Source organism: Hyalangium versicolor (assembly GCF_020103695.1).
GTDB lineage: Bacteria > Myxococcota > Myxococcia > Myxococcales > Myxococcaceae > Hyalangium > Hyalangium versicolor.
Window position 1 is genome coordinate 44,170 of the sequence record NZ_JAHXBF010000040.1, and the last position, 17,116, is coordinate 61,285.

16 protein-coding genes are annotated in these 17,116 nt (G+C 67.5%); 11 read left to right on the top strand and 5 right to left on the bottom strand.

What is annotated here, in order from left to right; translation table 11 throughout:
• Positions 1–19: 19 nt before the first annotated feature.
• Entirely contained in the window at positions 20–817 is a 798-nt protein-coding gene (locus KY501_RS47880; protein ID WP_224371967.1) for a tetratricopeptide repeat protein, read from the bottom strand.
• Between the two features lie 13 nt (positions 818–830).
• On the bottom strand, positions 831–1,742 hold the full coding sequence (locus KY501_RS47885; protein WP_224371968.1) for a LysR family transcriptional regulator: 912 nt from the start codon (positions 1,740–1,742) through the stop codon (positions 831–833).
• Positions 1,743–1,823: 81 nt separating this feature from the next.
• Here KY501_RS47885 and KY501_RS47890 point away from each other — a divergent pair, with 81 nt between their 5' ends.
• The 4 genes from KY501_RS47890 to KY501_RS47905 all read left to right on the top strand — a co-directional run bounded on the left by KY501_RS47890 (position 1,824) and on the right by KY501_RS47905 (position 5,944).
• Positions 1,824–2,462, top strand: coding sequence for a glutathione S-transferase family protein (locus KY501_RS47890; protein WP_224371969.1), 639 nt, complete (start codon positions 1,824–1,826; stop codon positions 2,460–2,462).
• Between the two features lie 130 nt (positions 2,463–2,592).
• Positions 2,593–3,546: a pyridoxamine 5'-phosphate oxidase family protein gene (locus tag KY501_RS47895; RefSeq protein ID WP_224371970.1), complete on the top strand. Its 954-nt coding sequence runs from the start codon at positions 2,593–2,595 to the stop codon at positions 3,544–3,546.
• 58 nt (positions 3,547–3,604) lie between these two features.
• The gene (locus KY501_RS47900) at positions 3,605–4,843 is read left to right on the top strand and encodes an acyl-CoA dehydrogenase family protein (protein ID WP_224371971.1); all 1,239 of its coding nucleotides are present in this window, start codon (positions 3,605–3,607) and stop codon (positions 4,841–4,843) included.
• A 24-nt stretch (positions 4,844–4,867) separates the two neighbouring features.
• Entirely contained in the window at positions 4,868–5,944 is a 1,077-nt protein-coding gene (locus KY501_RS47905; protein WP_224371972.1) for a dipeptide epimerase, read from the top strand.
• Between the two features lie 33 nt (positions 5,945–5,977).
• Here KY501_RS47905 and KY501_RS47910 read toward each other — a convergent pair whose 3' ends face one another.
• Together KY501_RS47910 and KY501_RS47915 are read right to left on the bottom strand one after the other, a co-directional pair.
• Positions 5,978–7,768, bottom strand: coding sequence for a serine/threonine protein kinase (locus KY501_RS47910; RefSeq protein WP_224371973.1), 1,791 nt, complete (start codon positions 7,766–7,768; stop codon positions 5,978–5,980).
• Positions 7,765–8,637, bottom strand: coding sequence for a DUF2381 family protein (locus tag KY501_RS47915; RefSeq protein ID WP_224371974.1), 873 nt, complete (start codon positions 8,635–8,637; stop codon positions 7,765–7,767). The genes KY501_RS47910 and KY501_RS47915 overlap by 4 nt, the downstream gene beginning before the upstream one ends.
• A gap of 174 nt (positions 8,638–8,811) precedes the next feature.
• Between KY501_RS47915 and sitA5 the strand changes: the two genes are divergently transcribed.
• Both sitA5 and KY501_RS47925 read left to right on the top strand, forming a co-directional pair.
• Complete coding sequence (gene sitA5 / locus KY501_RS47920) at positions 8,812–10,299, top strand: SitA5 family polymorphic toxin (protein WP_224371976.1); 1,488 nt, start codon at positions 8,812–8,814, stop codon at positions 10,297–10,299.
• A gap of 12 nt (positions 10,300–10,311) precedes the next feature.
• Entirely contained in the window at positions 10,312–10,920 is a 609-nt protein-coding gene (locus KY501_RS47925) for a hypothetical protein (RefSeq protein WP_224371978.1), read from the top strand.
• 10 nt (positions 10,921–10,930) lie between these two features.
• Here KY501_RS47925 and KY501_RS47930 read toward each other — a convergent pair whose 3' ends face one another.
• Entirely contained in the window at positions 10,931–12,136 is a 1,206-nt protein-coding gene (locus KY501_RS47930) for a S41 family peptidase (RefSeq protein ID WP_224371980.1), read from the bottom strand.
• Positions 12,137–12,269: 133 nt separating this feature from the next.
• Here KY501_RS47930 and KY501_RS47935 point away from each other — a divergent pair, with 133 nt between their 5' ends.
• The 5 genes from KY501_RS47935 to KY501_RS47955 all read left to right on the top strand — a co-directional run bounded on the left by KY501_RS47935 (position 12,270) and on the right by KY501_RS47955 (position 17,102).
• Positions 12,270–12,911: a response regulator transcription factor gene (locus tag KY501_RS47935; RefSeq protein ID WP_224371982.1), complete on the top strand. Its 642-nt coding sequence runs from the start codon at positions 12,270–12,272 to the stop codon at positions 12,909–12,911.
• A 114-nt stretch (positions 12,912–13,025) separates the two neighbouring features.
• Complete coding sequence (locus KY501_RS47940; RefSeq protein WP_224371983.1) at positions 13,026–14,048, top strand: trypsin-like serine protease; 1,023 nt, start codon at positions 13,026–13,028, stop codon at positions 14,046–14,048.
• On the top strand, positions 14,045–15,091 hold the full coding sequence (locus KY501_RS47945; RefSeq protein WP_224371985.1) for a trypsin-like serine protease: 1,047 nt from the start codon (positions 14,045–14,047) through the stop codon (positions 15,089–15,091). Before KY501_RS47940 ends, KY501_RS47945 begins: the two co-directional genes overlap by 4 nt.
• A gap of 174 nt (positions 15,092–15,265) precedes the next feature.
• A complete protein-coding gene (locus KY501_RS47950) occupies positions 15,266–16,159 on the top strand; it encodes a S1C family serine protease (protein ID WP_224371987.1) in 894 nt (297 codons plus the stop codon).
• Between the two features lie 31 nt (positions 16,160–16,190).
• Positions 16,191–17,102, top strand: coding sequence for a S1C family serine protease (locus KY501_RS47955; protein WP_224371989.1), 912 nt, complete (start codon positions 16,191–16,193; stop codon positions 17,100–17,102).
• Positions 17,103–17,116: the final 14 nt, after the last annotated feature.

Sequence of the window (17,116 nt, forward strand, 5' to 3'; positions counted from 1 at the left end):
GCCCCTGGGCGTGGTCCGGCTACTCGCAGTCTCCCTCGAGCGGGCCCATCCTCAACGGCCCCGAGAGCCAACCGGATGCGGACGTCTCCGCGTCAACGGGAACGAGCTGGAGCTCGAAGAAGAAGTCCTGGCCCTCGTTGAAGGCGTACTTCTCGGTGATCACCTTCCAGGCTGCCGGTTTGCCCTTCTCCGGCGTGAACATGAGCTGTTCGCCCTTGAGGCTCCACTGGCCCGCAGGCTTCTCGTCCTCCGGGGGGCGCGACTCGATGATCTTCTTGTCGGGCTTCAGGGTGATGAACACGGGGATGTCTCGGGGGGCCTGGAACAACCATTCGGGCGACTCGCGGATCACCTTCTCCGCCCCGCCGGCCTCGCCAGCCAGGACGCTCACGGCCTTGCGCCACTTCTTGTACTCCGAGCGGGCCTTGAGTGCCTTCAGCCCTTTCGCGTCCTCGTCGATCTTCGGAAGGACCACGGCCCGGTCCAGCTCCACCGCCCTCGACAGGTCGGCCAGGGCCCGGAAGATCCAGTTGGACCCGTAGTCGCAGTAGTCGAAGGTGCCAACCTCTTCCTTGCCCTTGTTCAGGAGGGTGGTGGTCCGCGCGCGATTGAGCCGGGCATAGGCGTTGTCCGGGTTCTGCTTCAGCGCCTTCTCGAACAGGCCGTGCGCCTTCTTGTAGTCCCCCTTCTCGTACGCCTTGAATCCCAGGGCGTTGGAGTCGGTGTCCTTGGCCTGGGCAAGTCCGGGCAGCGCCATCCATGCAAGGCAGGCCAGGAGGGGCAGAGACACGCGACTCGGCGGCAGGAAGGAGCTCATGGGCGAGCTTTTATCACTCCTGACCTTTCAGAGACTCCTCGGCCCGGAGCCGCTCGACAGCGAAGTCCACGAAGGCCCGAACCCGCGCATTGGCTCGCCTCCCCTCGGCGTGCACGATGTGGATGGGAATGGCCGGGAGCTCGTAGTCCTCGAGCACGAGTTGGAGCTGACCCCGGCGCACCTCCGAGGCGACCTGGTACGAGAGCACGCTGGTCAGCCCTCGCCCGGCCACCGCGGCGGCGATCGCGACCTCCGTGGCGTTGACGATCAGCCGCGAGGGCGGGGTGACCGTCTGCACCTTCGAGCCCGAGGTGAATGACCAGCCGTGCTGCTGGGAGGCCGTCTGGGAGAAGGTGATGGCATCGAAGCGTGACAGCTCGGCGGGCGTCCGCGGGCGACCATGCTCGGCCAGGTACCGAGGTGACGCGCAGACCACGCGCCGCACCGTCCCCACCCGGATCGCGTTCAACGACGAGTCCGGCAGATGGGCGATCCGGACGGCGACGTCGACCCCCTCATCCAGGAGATCCACCACGCGATCGAGGAGCACCGTGCGCGCCACCACCTGCGGATGCCGGGCCAGGAAATCGAGGACGATGGGCGCGACATACATGCGCCCGAACATCATGGACGCCGTCACGGTGAGCATCCCGCGCAGCTCGGTCTGAGAGCCGGCCGCCGAGGCCTCCGCCTCCTCGAGCTCTCCGAGGATCCGCTTGCAATCCGTGAGGAACTGGCGACCCGCATCCGTGAGGCGCACGGTGCGCGTCGTGCGATGGAGCAGGCGTGTGCCGAGCCGCTCCTCGAGCGCCGAGACGGCCCGTGTCACCGCCGGAGGTGACATCGCCAGGCGCCGCGCCGCGGCTGCGAAGCCAGACTCCTCGGCCACGGCGACGAAGACGCGCAGGGTCTCGAGACGGTCCACGGGACTATTCCGCGCGGTGGAACAGTGCATTGTCAAGAACGGTCATTCCACTCTCGGGCAGCAACGAGCATCTTCTCGTCCATGACGCCTCCCGCCCGCCCCATCCGCTTCTATCGCCACCCCCTGTCCGGCCACTGTCATCGCGTGGAGCTGCTCCTGGCGATGCTGAAGCTCCCGTTCGAGACCATTGATCTCGACTTCACCAAGAAGGAGCAGAAGGCCCCCGGGTTCGTGGCCAAGAACAACCCGTTTGGCCAGGTGCCGGTCATTGAAGACGGAGAGGTGACGCTGGCCGACAGCAACGCCATCCTCATCTACCTCGCCACGCGCTACGACCCGTCGGGGAGCTGGCTCCCGCGCGATCCGGTCGCGGCGGCCCGGGTACATCAGTGGCTCTCAGTCGCGGCTGGACCACTGGCCCATGGCCCCGCGGCGGCGCGCCGCTTCACCGTGCTCGGCACGAAGCTGGACTACGAGGGTGCCAAGACCATGGCCGCGGAGCTCTTCACGGTGCTCGACGGCTACCTGGCCCAGCGGCACTTCCTGACGGGAGACTCGCCGACGATCGCGGACCTGGCGATCTACACCTATACGGCCCTCGCTCCCGAGGGCGGCGTGTCGCTAGAGCCCTACGGCCACATCCGCGCGTGGCTGGCGCGTGTCGAGGCGCTGCCCCACTTCGTGCCGATGCGGCGGACTCCCCCGCGGCCCACGGCCTGAGTCTTCTTCCCTGTCCCTCTGCTTCACCGGAGATCGCGTCATGTCCCAGAGTGATTCAACGAGAAGTGCCGGTGCGCTCAGGTCCGTGGCACCTCAGGAGGAGTCTCCATTCCACGCCGGCGAGCAGGCCGTGCAAACGCGAGTCGGCGTGCGCGACCGCCTCGAGCAGGTCGGGCGCAAGTTCATCCGCTCGTTCATGCCGGATCAGCACCGGGAGCTGTTCTGCAAGCTGCCGTTCATCATCGTTGGCAGCCTGGATGGGCAACGCCGTCCCTGGGCCTCCATCCTGGTGGGCCACCCAGGCTTCATCGCGTCGCCCGATCCTCGGACGCTGGTCATCACCTCCATGCCGGGGTTCGGGGATGCGCTGGGCCAGAACCTCGCCCACGGCGCGCCCTTGGGCTTTCTGGGGATTCAGCTCGAGACGCGGCGCCGCAACCGGATGAACGGGAAGGTGGTCCAGCTCGACGAAGACCGGTTCGCCGTCCAGGTTGAGCAGAGCTTCGGCAACTGCCCGCAGTACATCCAGGCCCGCGAGCCGCTCTTCGTGGCGGAGCCGTCCCGCGTCCGCGCTCCGCGCCCCGTATATAAGGAGGGCTCGCGGCTGTCCGAAGCCATGGTCGCGCTCGTGGAGCGGGCGGATACGCTCTTCATCGCCTCTGCCTCCCCGAACGCGGGCGAGGGTGGCTCCTCCGAGGGCGTCGACGTCTCGCATCGCGGTGGCAGGCCCGGCTTCGTGCGCGTCACGGAGGAGTCGGGCCGCACGGTGCTCACGATTCCGGACTTCTCGGGCAACCTTCAATTCAACACGCTGGGGAACCTGGTGGCCCACCCGCGTGCCGGCCTGCTGTTCGTCGACTTCTCGTCCGGAGGCACCCTCTCGCTGACGGGCGAGACCGAGATCATCTGGGATGGGCCCGAGGTCGAGGCATTCCTGGGAGCCGAGCGGCTCGTGCGCTTCCGTGTCTCGGAGGGCACGTGGATTCCGAACGGCGTACCGCTCCGCTGGTCTCAGGCGAAACCCGCGCCACAGCTCGCCGACACCGGCTCCTGGGCCGAGGCCAACCGAGGGTCCAGGAACTGATGGACCCCGTCCCCACTTTCATCGATCCTCCGGTCCTTCCGTCTCCCAAGGACCCCCGATGGACTTCACCCCCAGCGCCAAGACCCAGGACTACCTCGAGCGCGTGCGTCGCTTCATGCGCGAGCACATCGAACCCGCGGAGACCCGTTACTGGGAGGAGATTCGCGCCACCAACTCCACCGGCGACTGGCGGAAGTGGAAGATCCACCCGCTCATGGAGGACCTGAAGAAGCGCGCCCGGGCCGAGGGGCTCTGGAACATGTTCCTCCCGGATGCCCAGCTGGGCGCGGGGCTCTCCACGCTGGAGTATGCCCCCATCGCCGAGGAGACCGGCCGCAGCTTCATGGCTCCCGAGGTCTTCAACTGCAACGCCCCCGACACCGGCAACATGGAGGTCCTCTGGAGGTACGGCTCCGAGGAGCAGAAGAAGCAGTGGCTCACCCCGCTTCTGGCCGGAGAGATCCGCTCCGTGTTCTGCATGACCGAGCCCGATGTCGCCTCGTCCGACGCGACGAACATGCAGGCCACCGCCATCGTCGAGGGTGACGAGGTGGTCCTCAACGGCAAGAAGTGGTGGACCAGTGGCCTCGGAGATCCTCGCGCCCGGATCGCCATCTTCATGGCCCACACCCCGGACGCCGGCGCGGGCCGCCACAACCAACACTCCATGGTCCTCGTGCCCCTGGACGCTCCGGGCGTCGAGATTCGCCGGATGCTCTCCGTGTACGGCGACTATGACGCGCCCCATGGACACGGCGAAGTGCACTTCCACAATGTGAGGGTGCCGCTCTCCAACATCATCGCCGGGCCCGGCAAGGGCTTCGAGATTGCCCAGGGACGGCTTGGGCCCGGGCGCATCCACCACTGCATGCGCTGCATCGGCGCGGCGGAACGGTCACTCGAGCTGATGATCGACCGTGGCATGCAGCGCCAGGCCTTCGGCAAGCCGCTGATCAACCTCGGAGGCAACCGCGAGCACGTCGCCGAGGCTCGCATCGCCATCGACCAGGCCCGCCTGCTCACCCTGTATGCCGCGTGGAAGCTGGATGAACTGGGCGCACTCGGGGCCATGACGGAGATCTCCGCCATCAAGGTCGTCGCCCCCAACATGCTCCAGAAGGTGGTGGACGACGCCATCCAGATCCACGGCGGCGCGGGGCTCTCGCAGGATACGCAGCTCCCGGGCTTCTTCGCCCAGGCGCGCAGCCTGCGTCTGGCCGATGGCCCGGACGAGGTCCACAAGGGCGTCATCGCTCGCATCGAGCTGTCCAAGCGTGGGTTCTCCCGGAAGGAGTAGCCGGGTACTGTCCCGCCCGCCCTCATGAACCCCACCGTCATCACCGAGCTGACCGTCGAGCCGCTGGATCTCCCGCTCACCGAGCCCTTCGCCATCGCCACCGGCGCGCAGCATGTGGCTCACAACGTGCTCGTGCGGCTCACGCTCGCTGACGGCACCACAGGCCTGGGCGAGGCGGCGCCCTTCACCGCCGTCAGCGGCGAGACGCAGGCCCGTTCGCTCGCTGCCATCCAGTCCGTGCGCGAGCAGCTCATCGGCCGGGAGGCTCGTGCCTGGCGCCCACTGTCCGCGTGGCTCTCCGAGGCGCTCCCGGATGAACCTTCGGCTCGCTGTGGCGTGGAGACGGCGCTCCTCGATGCGCTGGCCCGCCACCACCGCGTGCCCCTGTGGGTCTTCTTCGGCGGCGCCGGCACGGAGCTGGACATCGACATGACGGTGACGGCCGGAGACCGCGCCCACGCCGAGTCCTCCGCTCGCGCCATCGTCGCTCGCGGCATCACCACCCTGAAGGTGAAGGTTGGCGCCCTGTCTCCCGAGCTGGATGTGGAGCGGCTCGTGGCCATCCATCAGGTGGCGCCCCAGGCTCGGCTCTTCGCGGATGCCAACGGCGGCTACACCGTGCCCCAGGCCCGCGCCTTCCTCGCCGGGCTGGAGAACGCGGGCGTGCCGCTCTCCCTCTTCGAGCAACCCGTCCCCGCGGAGGACATCGACGGACTGGCCGCCGTCACCCGGGGCTCGCGCATCCCCATCTGCGCAGACGAGTCCGCCCGCTCCGCAGAGGATGTGCTGCGCCTCATCCGCGAGCGCGCCGCCACCGGCATCAACATCAAGACCATGAAGTGCGGCGTGGTGGAGTCCTTGATGATGTGGCACCTGGCTCGCGCCGCCGGCCTGGAGCTGATGATCGGCGGCATGGTGGAGAGCACCCTGGCCATGAGCTGCTCGGCCCACCTCGCCGCGGGCCTGGGCGGCTTCCACTATGCGGACCTCGACACTCCCCTGTTCATCGCGAAGCACCCGTTCCGCGGCGGCTATCGCCAGCAGGGCTCGCGCATAAGCATCGCGGACGTCACCTCAGGCCATGGAGTGGAGCTGGCCTGATCACCTCCACAACCGGCTGTGAAGGTGGTGCGCTCACTCTGAGTCCCAGGTCTTCCTCCAACGCTCCCAGATCGCACCAGTCACATTGTTAGGCCCCTCAATCGCCCCCTCCTTGACATGCCCATAGTTTTGAATGAGCGCCTCAATGCAGACGGGGTACTTCTTGCCGTTGGGGAGTTGCGCCAGCGTGAATCGGGCGCGGGCTGTGCCCTCCTTTGGGTCAACCAGCTTCAGTTCACCGAAGAGGAGCGAGCCTTCCGTCAACTTGTCGCTGCCCTGCGATACCACGCTGGTGAGCGGGCCGAACTTGACCCAGACCATCTCGCCCTCTTGGCCTCGATTCCACTGGACTCTAATGGCGTGACCCGGCCTGGTTTCCAACTCCGCATACGCGTCGAGGACCTCCTGCGGGCAGGGTTCCGACGCAGGCCGCACCTGGGGCCCGGTGCACCCGGCCTGGAGCGCTGCGAGCGTGCCCACGATGCCCGCGCACTGGCACCAGGCACGCCACGCAGGCGAGCCACGGGGCGGCGCCTGCTGCAAGCACGACGAGAGAGTAGGGGCTGAGCGGGCTTTCACGGTGGGGCCTTTCTCCTGGGGGGAAGTGGGGGGGAGGGCGAGTGCGGGAGCAGGCTCAAGCGTGGGCGCGTCCGCGGGTGCCAGGCCCGAGGGCGTGGGCGTACCGGAGGAGGGCGCGGCGGGAGCACGTGGCAAGGCCTTCTCGGCCACGGACGGCGAAGCGGGCAGGGGCACGGGCTCAGGCGCGGCTGCGTGGAGGGCCAGGTACACTCCCGCCAGCACCACGCCCAGCCCCACTCCTGCTCCCAGCGCAAGCCTCCACCGTTCGCGAAGTCGCTCAAGGAGGGACCTGGCGGGGGCCTGGCGGGAAGAGGCGGGAGTCAGCGGCGGGGGTGGGTGCACGGGCCGCTTCACCCAGTCCTCGCCGGCCAGCGACGCGAACTCGGCCACCTGCCGGCGCGCCTTCTCCATGCTCTCGGGACGCTTGTTCGGGTCTCGCTCCAGCAGTTTGGCCGTGAAGAGGCTGAGGGCTACTGGCACTCGCTCATTCACTTCGTGCGCGTAGTCCGGGGGGTTGGACCCGCCCACCGGCAGGGGCTCGGGGCGGGTGCAGGGCCAGGGGTCCGTCAGCAAGTCATACAGGGTGACGCCCAGCGCATACAACTCGTCCGGCACCGTGTACTGGTAGCGCGCCGTCTTGTCATGGCGGTGCGCCAAATCGAAGCGCGTTGCCTCGGGCGAGGTGTAGCGCGGGGTGCCCGGTGGCAGCCCTCGTTTCGTCAGCGGGGGTCCCACGGGGAAGTGCGCCGCCCCGTAGTCTACTACCACCGGCTCGCCGTCCTTGCCCACCAACAGGTTGTCCGGCTTCAAGTCGCGGTGGAGGATGCCCAGCCCGTGCATGTGCGCCACCGCTCCCATCACCTTCTCCAAGAGCACCACCACCTCATGAGGCGTGGGGCACACCGCCTCCTTCCACTGCGACAGGGTGTAGCCCTCCACGTAGTCCATCACCAGGTAGAGAAAGCCCTCGGTGGGGTGCGGCCAGCGGCCGTGCGCCCAGACCCGGGCGATGTGGCGGTGGCGCAGGGCCAGCAGGCATGACAGCTCGCGCAGGGTGCGCTCGTCGGTGAGCCGCTCATCCCCGCTCTGCTCGCGGTGGCGCGCCACCTTCATGGCGAAGAAGTCGCCCCCCTTCTCCACCAGGTACGTGGTGCCGTAGGCGCCTCCGCCCAGCCGGCGCACCACCCGCCAACTGTCCACCATTTCCCCCGCAGGCAGGTTGTCCGGGTCCAGGCGCGCTCTCATTGTCCACCGCTCGTCTTAGCAGGCGCCGCCGGGAGCTGTACGCTATCCAAGGTGAAGCCCCTGCCGCTCGCATCCCTCACCTCCAACGTGAAGACTCTGCCTGCCCCTGGCGAGGGGAGCTCTGCATCCACGGCTACCCGCCCCTCTTCTCCGGGAGCAATCCGCCCCGGTTTCACAGCCATCGTGCGCACTGGCACCAGCGCCCCATTCGTCTCGCTGCGCAGCACCGCCTCGATGGGCGTCCAGGCCGGCAGGTCCGGGGGATTCCGCACCTGGAAATCCAGTAGGAGCCCGGTGGCGAGCAGGTAGACCGTACCTTTCGCGTGCAGGGTGTTCCTCGTCTGCGCGTCGATGGCTTGGGCTTGAACCGCGCCTCCACCCAGCCGATCCGCGAGCTCCCATACCTCCGCACGGGGGAGCTCCGCCTGAGCGCGCGCTTCCGCCAGGGCGGCCTGACAGGCCTCCAGGGATTGGGGCCGCCGCACCACGTCGATGCGCCCATCCACCTCGGGCGGGCGCGAGACGAGCACGAGGACGGCCCACTCTGGGCGGGCCCCGTCCGCATACCGCACCCGGAGCACCCAGCGTTCCTTCTCGCTGGGGCTCACCACGGGAGCGATGACGAGGGAGCTTTCTCCCGTCGCTATGAGTTGGAGGCGAGAGGCGTCCAGTTGCAAGGAATCCTTGTCAATCGGAGCGTCGAACAGCAGGACCAGCGGAATGCTGGCGGCTACGCGCACTTCCGGCGGCGGCTCAAGGGGGCTGCCAGAGAGCGTCACGCTCCGTCCGCGCAGGGACTGAGGCTGGGCCTCGGCGGTTGTCATTACCAGCAGAACAACGACCCAGGCCCTCGTGGCGGGTTGGAGCAAGGACGTGTGACCTCCTGGGTTCGACTCTACCACTCGCTGCACGGCGATGTGGTGGGTCGTTGAGGAGGGAGGGAGGAACCGTGCGAGTGCAGGAGGAGAGGAGAACCTGATGCGTCATCGCTGAGCTGCGGGTGCTTGCGTAGCGTGAGTGGCACCGCAAACAGGAGGTGAGCCATGGGGCTGCGGCAAACCGGAGCGTTGCTGATGACGTACCTGACGGCGTGCGCGGGCACACCCCGAGCGCAGTACCCGGAGAGTGACGCGGCGGAGAGGGAGGTGGCGGCAGCGCGCTATGAGCTGCATGTGCTTACTGCGAGCAGTGGGCCCTCCGAGCCGGTGGAGGTGGACTCCGAGGACTTCCAGCGGGCCATGAGGGTGCTGGCGCGAGAGCACCGCCCAGGAGCGCAGCCGGCGCAGTCGGCGCACTGGCTGATGGAGGGCTCGCTGCAAGGCACCCTGCTGGCGGAGGTGGAGCGCGAGCGCGTGGTGCGGCTGATGCCGCTGGAGGACGACAGCCCGCTGGACGTGGCCTCGGCGGCGGAGATGAAGCGCAAGTACCTGGGGCTGTGCCAGCGGGACTACGGCGGAGGTGACTGCCTGGGGTTGCTGGCGGATGGGCCCGTCCTCACACGAGAGGACCTGCGCACCCTGGGGCTGGCGCTCGCGTTGAAGGAGGTGCTCCAGGAGACGGGCGTGGCGCTCAAGGGGATGGTGTCCCCACAGGCGCTGGTCGCAATGTTGGTGTGGACCTGCTGCGTGTACTTGACGCTCTGGCTGCTACCCGAGCCGGTGAGCAAGGTGCTGGCCGCGAGCCTGACGGTAGCGCTGTTGGCGTGGCTGCCGGTGAGCACGCTGTGGAACCTGATGGAAGGATGGGGCCACCTGGTGCACGAGGTGGACCGGGCCACCTCCTTCGAGCAAGTGGAGGAGGCCAGCGCGAAGTTCCGCAAGCTCATGGGCCAGAACACGGCGCATGTATTGGTTCTGGTCGTGACGGCGGCCATCACGGGAGGCGCGGCGAGGTTCAGCGCTCAGTTGCCGAAGCTGCCGGGCTTCGCTCTGGCGGAGGCCCGGGCAGGGGCTCAAGGCATGAGCCTTGCGACGGCAGGAGAAGTGGAAGCGGCCGCCATTGCCGAGGAGCAGACCGTTACTCTGATGGTGCGCCGCCCTGGGAGCCGCGCGGCTGCGGTGGCGCAAGAGGCTGAGGAGGGGCTGGCGGGAGCCACCCTCATCATCCGCCACCAAGGCGGCAACCGGCAGGTGCTCATCCACAACCAGCGCTGGCACGTGTCAGCCAACAGGTCCATCCGGGACATCCCGGCCAAGGACCCAATGGGGGATGAGCTCCAGGCAGCGGCTCTGCGCGTCAGGGACGCTTGGAGCCGCACCAAACTGCGCGACGCCGAATCTCACGCGGTCGGTGAGGCCATCAAACAGGGCGACTACATCAGGGCGCATCTAATGGAGCGCATGTTCCGAGGGAGATGGGTCGAGCAGCAGCTGCGCGACCAGTTCAGGCACCTGCGGTGGAGTCAGACCGGTGTCGACGCGGTGGACCCGGCGACAGGAATCAAATACGAGATCCTCACCGGGACGGAGTGGAACATGGAACTGCACGGGCGAAGGATGGCCGAGGAGTTCTTCCGGATGATCACGTTCTGAGGGGCCGTTTGAATGTGGCTGAACAACGTCATCTACGAGAACCGGGTCATCGAGAACGAACGGTTGGAACTCACTGATCGCAACTCGCTCTACTTTCTGGGTCACCACCTGACGCTTCGGCGTTGCACCCTTGTAGTAGGTGTGCCCGCCAAGAGACTTCACGTCAACAAGACGCGACTCGTGGAGTGCACCATTGAGGTGACCCGGGTGCTGAAGAATTTCGGCTGGGACCACGCCCATTTGACAGGGTGTCGTTTCAAGGGTCGCTACTTCAGCAACGACTTCGGGAATTTGGAAGGTACGGCCGACGGAAGCATCGTGGATTGCGACTTCACCGCCGCGCAGCTGGATATGACCCGTTTCCTCAGTTGCGATGCCCGGACGATGCGTTTCCCACCGTGGCCGGGTTTGACCATTCTGGACCCCGTGCGCAGAGCCGCTGAGCTGGTCGCGCTGCCTTGGCCGGGTAAGCTCCGCGAATTCTTCCAGTGGTATGGGGAGGAACGGCCTGCTTCCACCGCCGCCGTCACGTACTTCGCCCCCGACCTTGCCAAGCGCAACGGCACCACCCCGGAAGCCATCAAGTCCGTGCTCGAGAAACTCGACGGCGTGTACTACTGAGCCATGGGGCCTACTTGAGGCCCTCGGCCGGCGTCGCGGGCGGCCGCAGCGAGGCAGCCACGTCCACCGCCTTGTCGAGCTGTGGATCCTTCCCCGCCGCGTACGGCAGCGCGTCCGGCACCTCGACGTCCACGTTCACCCCTATGCCCTCCAGCTGGGTTCCATCCACGGCCACATCCATCGTGGCGATATAGAGGAGATCCCCGTTGGACAGGCGCACCGGTGCGCCCGCCATCACCGCCCCCGCCGTGCGCTCGCCCACCAGCGTGGCCATGCCCCGCTGCTTCATCGCGAACGACACCACCTCCTTGCCACTGCGCGAGTTGCCGTTCACCAGCAGCACCACTGGCTTGAGCCACGAGGGCCTCGCCGTCATCTGCTTGCCCGCCCGATCCTCCGACGTGAGCACTGGCAGGTTCTTGTTGAAGAGGTTGAGGAACTCCGCGTTGCACCCGCCCCACCCGTCCCGGAAGTCCACCACCAGCGAGTCCGCATCCTCCAGGCGGTACAGGATGTACTCCGCCAGCGCGTCCTGGAACTCGGGGCCTGCGCATGAGTACACGTGCTGATACGCCACGCGCTTGCCCCCACGCTGAAGGACTCGCGAACTCTTCGCCTGTACTTCGAGCCACTCGGTCTTCGGATCGATGAGCCGTGGTGTCAGCGTCACTGTCAGCGGCGGCTGGCCCTTCGCTCGCTCCACCGTCACGCGCGTGGGCTTGCCATCCCGACCCTTCAGCGAGCGCACCGGTTGGAAGGGCTGCCCCTCCACGCTGACGATGCGATCGCCTCTCAGCAGCCCCGCCTTCTCCGCCGGGCCTCCCTGGAACACGTGGCGCACGAAGAGGCCCTCGGGGCGCTCCGCGAGATCCACGCCCAGGCTCACGTACTCCTCCGGCTTCTTCGGCTTCAAGACCCACCGGAACACCGTCGACAGCCCCACGTAGCCCCACGTGTCTTGCGCGTAGTACTCCGTGTGCGATGTCTGCAGGTCCGCCAACGCCTTGCGCGTGAGCCGCTCGAAGTCCTCCTCGCTCTTCGCCGCCGCGGCGTAGCCCTTGTGGCTCGCGGCCCAGGCCTCGGCCTTCTTCGCGTCGTAGAAGCGCTCGCGCACCTCGGACACCACTTCGTCCCCCAGCTTCGCGAAGCGGCCCTGCGCCTGCGCCCCTGCGCTCGCACCCAGTCCCCAGAGCAGTATTGCGATCCAGCGTCCCATCCGTGTTCTCCTCCCCTCCCTCACCGAGAGAGCACTCGTGGAGGCTACATCTCCTGGGCCCCCTGTGTGGGGTGCATGACAGCTCGCACGTGGCCCGGCGAAACGCACACCGGCCGGTTAGGCATGGGAGAACGTGCTGGACTCGTCCTCCTCTCCCCTGCGCCTCGCCCTCGTTGCCGAGGACCCGCTCGCCCGGGGTGCCCTGTCTCGCGCCCTCTCGGAGCTGGGCAGAGAGGACCTCACCATCGCCTCGGCTGGCACCCTCTCGGAGTTGGAGGCGACCCGCTCCGAACCTCCCGACGTGGTGCTGTGGGACGTGGGCCTGCGCCTCTCCGAGGCAGAAGGACGCCTGGACGCTCCCGAGTTGGGGGCACCCGTGCTCGCGTTGGTGCCTGATGAGGCCGCGGCGGAGCTGGCTCTCGCCGCGGGCGCTCGAGGCCTGCTTTTCCGGGATGCCGCTCCCAGCGCACTGCTGGCCGCACTGCAGGCGGTGGCTCGGGGGCTCGCCGTCTTCGAGCCCGCGCTCTCGCCGGTGCGCCCCACTCCGCGTGCCTCCACCTCCACGCCTCCCGGCCCAGAGCCCCTCACACCGCGCGAACGTGAGGTGCTCGCGCTGCTGGCAGAGGGCCTCTCCAACAAGGCCATTGCCGACCGGCTCTCCATCAGCGAGCACACCGCCAAGTTCCATGTGAACGCCGTGCTCGCCAAGCTGGGGGTCCAGCGGCGCACGGAAGCCGTCGTCCGAGCCGCACGCATGGGGTGGGTGACGTTGTAACCAGGTGCGGAGCACACCGGACTGGGGCGGCACGTTCACGCTCTATCTGCCCATGGCGCCTCCAGCGTAAGGTCGCGGTACTCGGTTGCTCCAGAGGGAGACCCAGGTTTGACCATGCGCTTGCGTCACGCGCTCCTTGTGCTGGTTCCGTTGCTCATCGGGCTCTCAGGTGGGTGCGGCGGGTGCTCGACCCGTTTCTCCAGAGCCCCTGTTGATGCGGGCTTTGCTCCAGCCCACGAGGAGACCTCAACTGCGGCGCCATCCCCTGACCCAGGTGACTTGAACGAACTCGATCCTCCCTTTGGAATCCCCTCACCCGACTTCGCAGGCGCTGTCGTTTTCGAAACCGTGGGGGAGCCCGACGCAGACAACCGCTTTCCTTCCGTAGTCATGATCCATCCACAGATGAGCCCTGGCTCGGGAAGGATCCGGGAATGCAGTGGCGTCATCGTCGCCCCACGCCTCGTCCTCACCGCTGGCCACTGCGTCTGCCAGCGCCGTCAGGTCTCCGTTTCAGGCAGCGATCCGGAGCAACGGGTGGATGGCACTTCCTGTGCTCGAAGTGCCATCGCGACGGTCTTCTTCTATGACCAGGCCACGCACCAACCCCGACAGATCGGGGGCGCTACCTCCCAGCAGCATCCAGGGCGGATCCGTCCTCATCCACAGTTGGAGGTTCGGTTGAAGGAGGGGGAAGATGTGCTCTCCAGCCATGCGGATCTGGCTCTCATCCTCCTGGAGGAGCCGGTCCCCTCTGGATTCCGTCCAGCTCGGTTGGCGAAGACCTCAGCCAGGCTCGATGACACGTTGACACGAGTGGGCTTCGGCTACGACGAGGCGCAGGGAGCCTTGGATGGAAGACGGCTCGTTCATCAGAGCAAAGTGCTGAAATCCCTATCCGACACTGACGAGAGGTTCCTCCTCGAGAATTCGGATGACTCCATCTTCAGGGGCGATGATGGAGGTCCATGCTTTCGGGAGGCACCCGACGGCCCCGAGGTCGTCGGCATCTCGACGACTGGATTGGGCCGGGAAGCATCCATGACAGACCTCTCTCCCTTCAGGGCGTGGCTGCTCCGAGAGATCGCCCTGGCAGCATCCGCCGAACCCAACCCTGATGGGGGAATCCGCGAATGATGAGCCTTCGAACGTGGCGCGCCATCCTCTGCCTGAGCTGCCCCTTGTTGGCCCTGTGGATTGGGTGTGCCTCCACCCCATCCAAGGTGTCCGATCCATCCGCGGAACTGTTTCCTCCCGGTGAGATGCTTGTGGCTCCAGGTACGCCAGATCTGGAGAACATCCACCTGCCCTCTGTCATGGTGAGCGCCAGCATCGTCACGGAGAGAGGCCGTCTCGCTCGCAAGTCCTGCTCGGGCGTCATCGTCCATCCCCGGCTGGTCTTCACGGCGGGGCACTGTGTCTGCGCGGCCAGGACCACCAAGGCCGAAGACCGACTCACCCACTTCACTGGGATGGAACCCACGGGCCCCACCCGCGCTGACCGCGTCGTGAAGCACGTGGTCTCGAGAGGGTCAGCGCTCGAAGATGTCTCGCTCACGAGCATCATCGATGCGAAATCGCCCTGTGCGGAGACGGTGACCGTGACCACGGTCCGATACCTTTCCACCCCAACAGGCTCCTCCTCCAGGCCGGAGATTCGTGACCATGTCGGCGAAGTGGTGATCCACCCCGCACTCGAAATGATCTCGGGCCGACGTGGCCAGGCTCAAGGAGTGGTGTGGAGCCATGCGGATCTCGCTGCCATCTTCTTGAAAGAGCCTTTGGAGGACACCCTTCCTCGTCTCAGCCTCACAGAGACCGAAGTCCGGGTAGGACAGGCCGTCACCATGGTGGGCTACGGCACTGGGAATGACGCGTCTCCCTCTTTTGGCGTCCGGCACTTCGGAAACAATCGAGTGACCCAGCTCATCTATCTGGAGACGGGGAGCACAGCCTTCAGGACGGAAGAGCAGCAACTGCTCGATGGCGAGGTGGCATCTCATGCCCAGGGTGGCGACAGCGGAGGGGCTTGCGTCAGGAGCAGCAACAAGCACGAGCTCATCGGGATCACGTCGATCGGCGCGCAGAAGCCCACGGGAGAGCGCATGTCCATCTTCACCAGCGTCTATTCCCACCGTGGCTGGCTGCTCCAGATGATCAAGCAAGCCGACAAGAGCTGAGCCCTGCGCCCCTCCCCGAAAGCATGACTCTCCTGCCCACTCGCGCAGTCCCGCCCAGCACTCCCCTCCAAAAGAAGAGGTCACCTGCCTGAACGGATAGGTCTCCTCCCTATCCGTCTCGCCGATGTGGCGCGCTCCCGAGGCCTTTAGTTTCTGGTCCAGAAAGGAAACGCCATGTCCGACCTGCTCTCTTTCTCCCAGTCCATCGCCTCCCTCGTCGAGCGCATCGCTCCCTCCGTCGTCCGCGTGGAGGCCCGCCGCCGTCACGGCGCCACCGGCATCGTCTGGAGCTCCGATGGCCACATCCTCACCACCAGCCACGCCGTCGAACACGAAGGCCAGATCCAGATCAGCCTCCCCGAGGGCCGCACCGCTCCCGCCGAGCTCGTCGGCCGTGACCCGAGCACCGACCTCGCCCTCCTCAAGACCGAGGCCCCTGGCCTCACGCCCCTCGCCCCCGCTCCCCTCGAGGGCCTGAAGGTCGGCCACCTCGTCCTCGCCATCGGCCACCCCGGCCGCACCACCCGCGCCACCCTCGGCATCGTCAGCGCCCTCGGAGATGAATGGCGCACCCACGCGGGCGGCCGCATCCACCGCTACCTGGAGACCGATGCCGACCTGCCTCCCGGCTTCTCCGGCGGCCCCCTCGTGGACGCCCAGGGACGCTTCCTCGGCCTGCTCACCGCCGCCTTCTCCCGCACCGCCGCCGTCGCCATCCCCGGCGAGACGCTCACCCGCGTCGTCTCCACCCTCAAGGAACACGGCGGCATCCGCCGCGGCTACCTCGGCGTCGGCGCCTACCCCGTGCGCCTGCCTCAGCCCCTGTCCTCCCTCGCTGGCGCGGACACCGGCCTCATCTTCCTCTCCGTGGACCCCGACGGCCCCGCCCACCGCGCCGGCCTGCTGCTGGGGGATGTGCTCGTGAACCTCGGCGGCCGCTCCCTGGAGGGCGTGGAGGATCTGCTCGGCTACCTCGCCGACGAGAAGGTCGGCTCCACCGTCCCCGCCAAGGTGCTGCGCGCCGGAGAGCTGCGCGAGGTCTCCCTCACCATCGGCAAGCGCTCGTGACGCGCCGTGCCCCCAAAGAAAGGCTTCGTCCATGAAACTGCTGCAACAGTTCTCCGATGATCTCGAGGAGCTCGTCGCCCGCGCCTCTCCCGCCGTCGTGGGTGTGGAGCACGGCCGCGGCCACGGCACCGGCCTCTTCCTCACTCCGGACGGCTACGTGCTCACCAACCGCCACGTGGTCCGCCAGTCACGAAAGCAGACCGTGACGCTCTCCACCGGCGAGGAGCGCAAGGCCTCCTTCGTCGGCGGAGATGCCCCCACGGATCTCGCCGTCCTGCGCGCCGAGGGCTCGGACTTCCCCACCCTGCCCCTGGCCGACCCCAAGGACGTGCGCATGGGCCAGCTCGTGGTGGCCATCGGCAACCCGTTCCGTCTGGAGCAGTCCGTGTCCCTGGGCGTGGTGAGCGCCATCAACCGCAGCATCGCCCTGCCTGATGGCACGCTCCTGGAGGGCATGCTCCAGACAGACGCCGCCATCAACCCCGGCAACTCGGGCGGCCCCCTGCTCAACACCCGCGGCCAGGTGGTGGGGCTCAACACCCTCGTCCTGCCTTACGCGCAGGGCATCGGCTTCGCGGTGAGCGCCACCACCGCGGCCTGGGTGGCCAGCCTCCTCATCCAGCGCGGCAAGGTGGAGCGCCGCTTCCTGGGCGTCGCGGCCCGAGCGGTGGCGCTGGAACCCGAACACGCCCGGGACACCGGCCAGCCTCGCGGGGTGCTCATCCTCCAGGTACAGCAGGGGACTCCCGCGGACGACGCGGGCCTGCAGCCAGAGGACTTGCTGCTGGGCATCAACCAGCGCCCGGTGGGGAGCGTGGATGATGTGCAGCGCCTGATGGCCCTGTCCCTCCACCCCGAGGTCCGCCTGGATGTGCTGCGCAAGGGCCGCCGCCGCGAGCTGTCCGCCTATGTCTTCTCCGGCGTGAAGCCCGCAGCGGCCTGAATCCCACGGGCGGC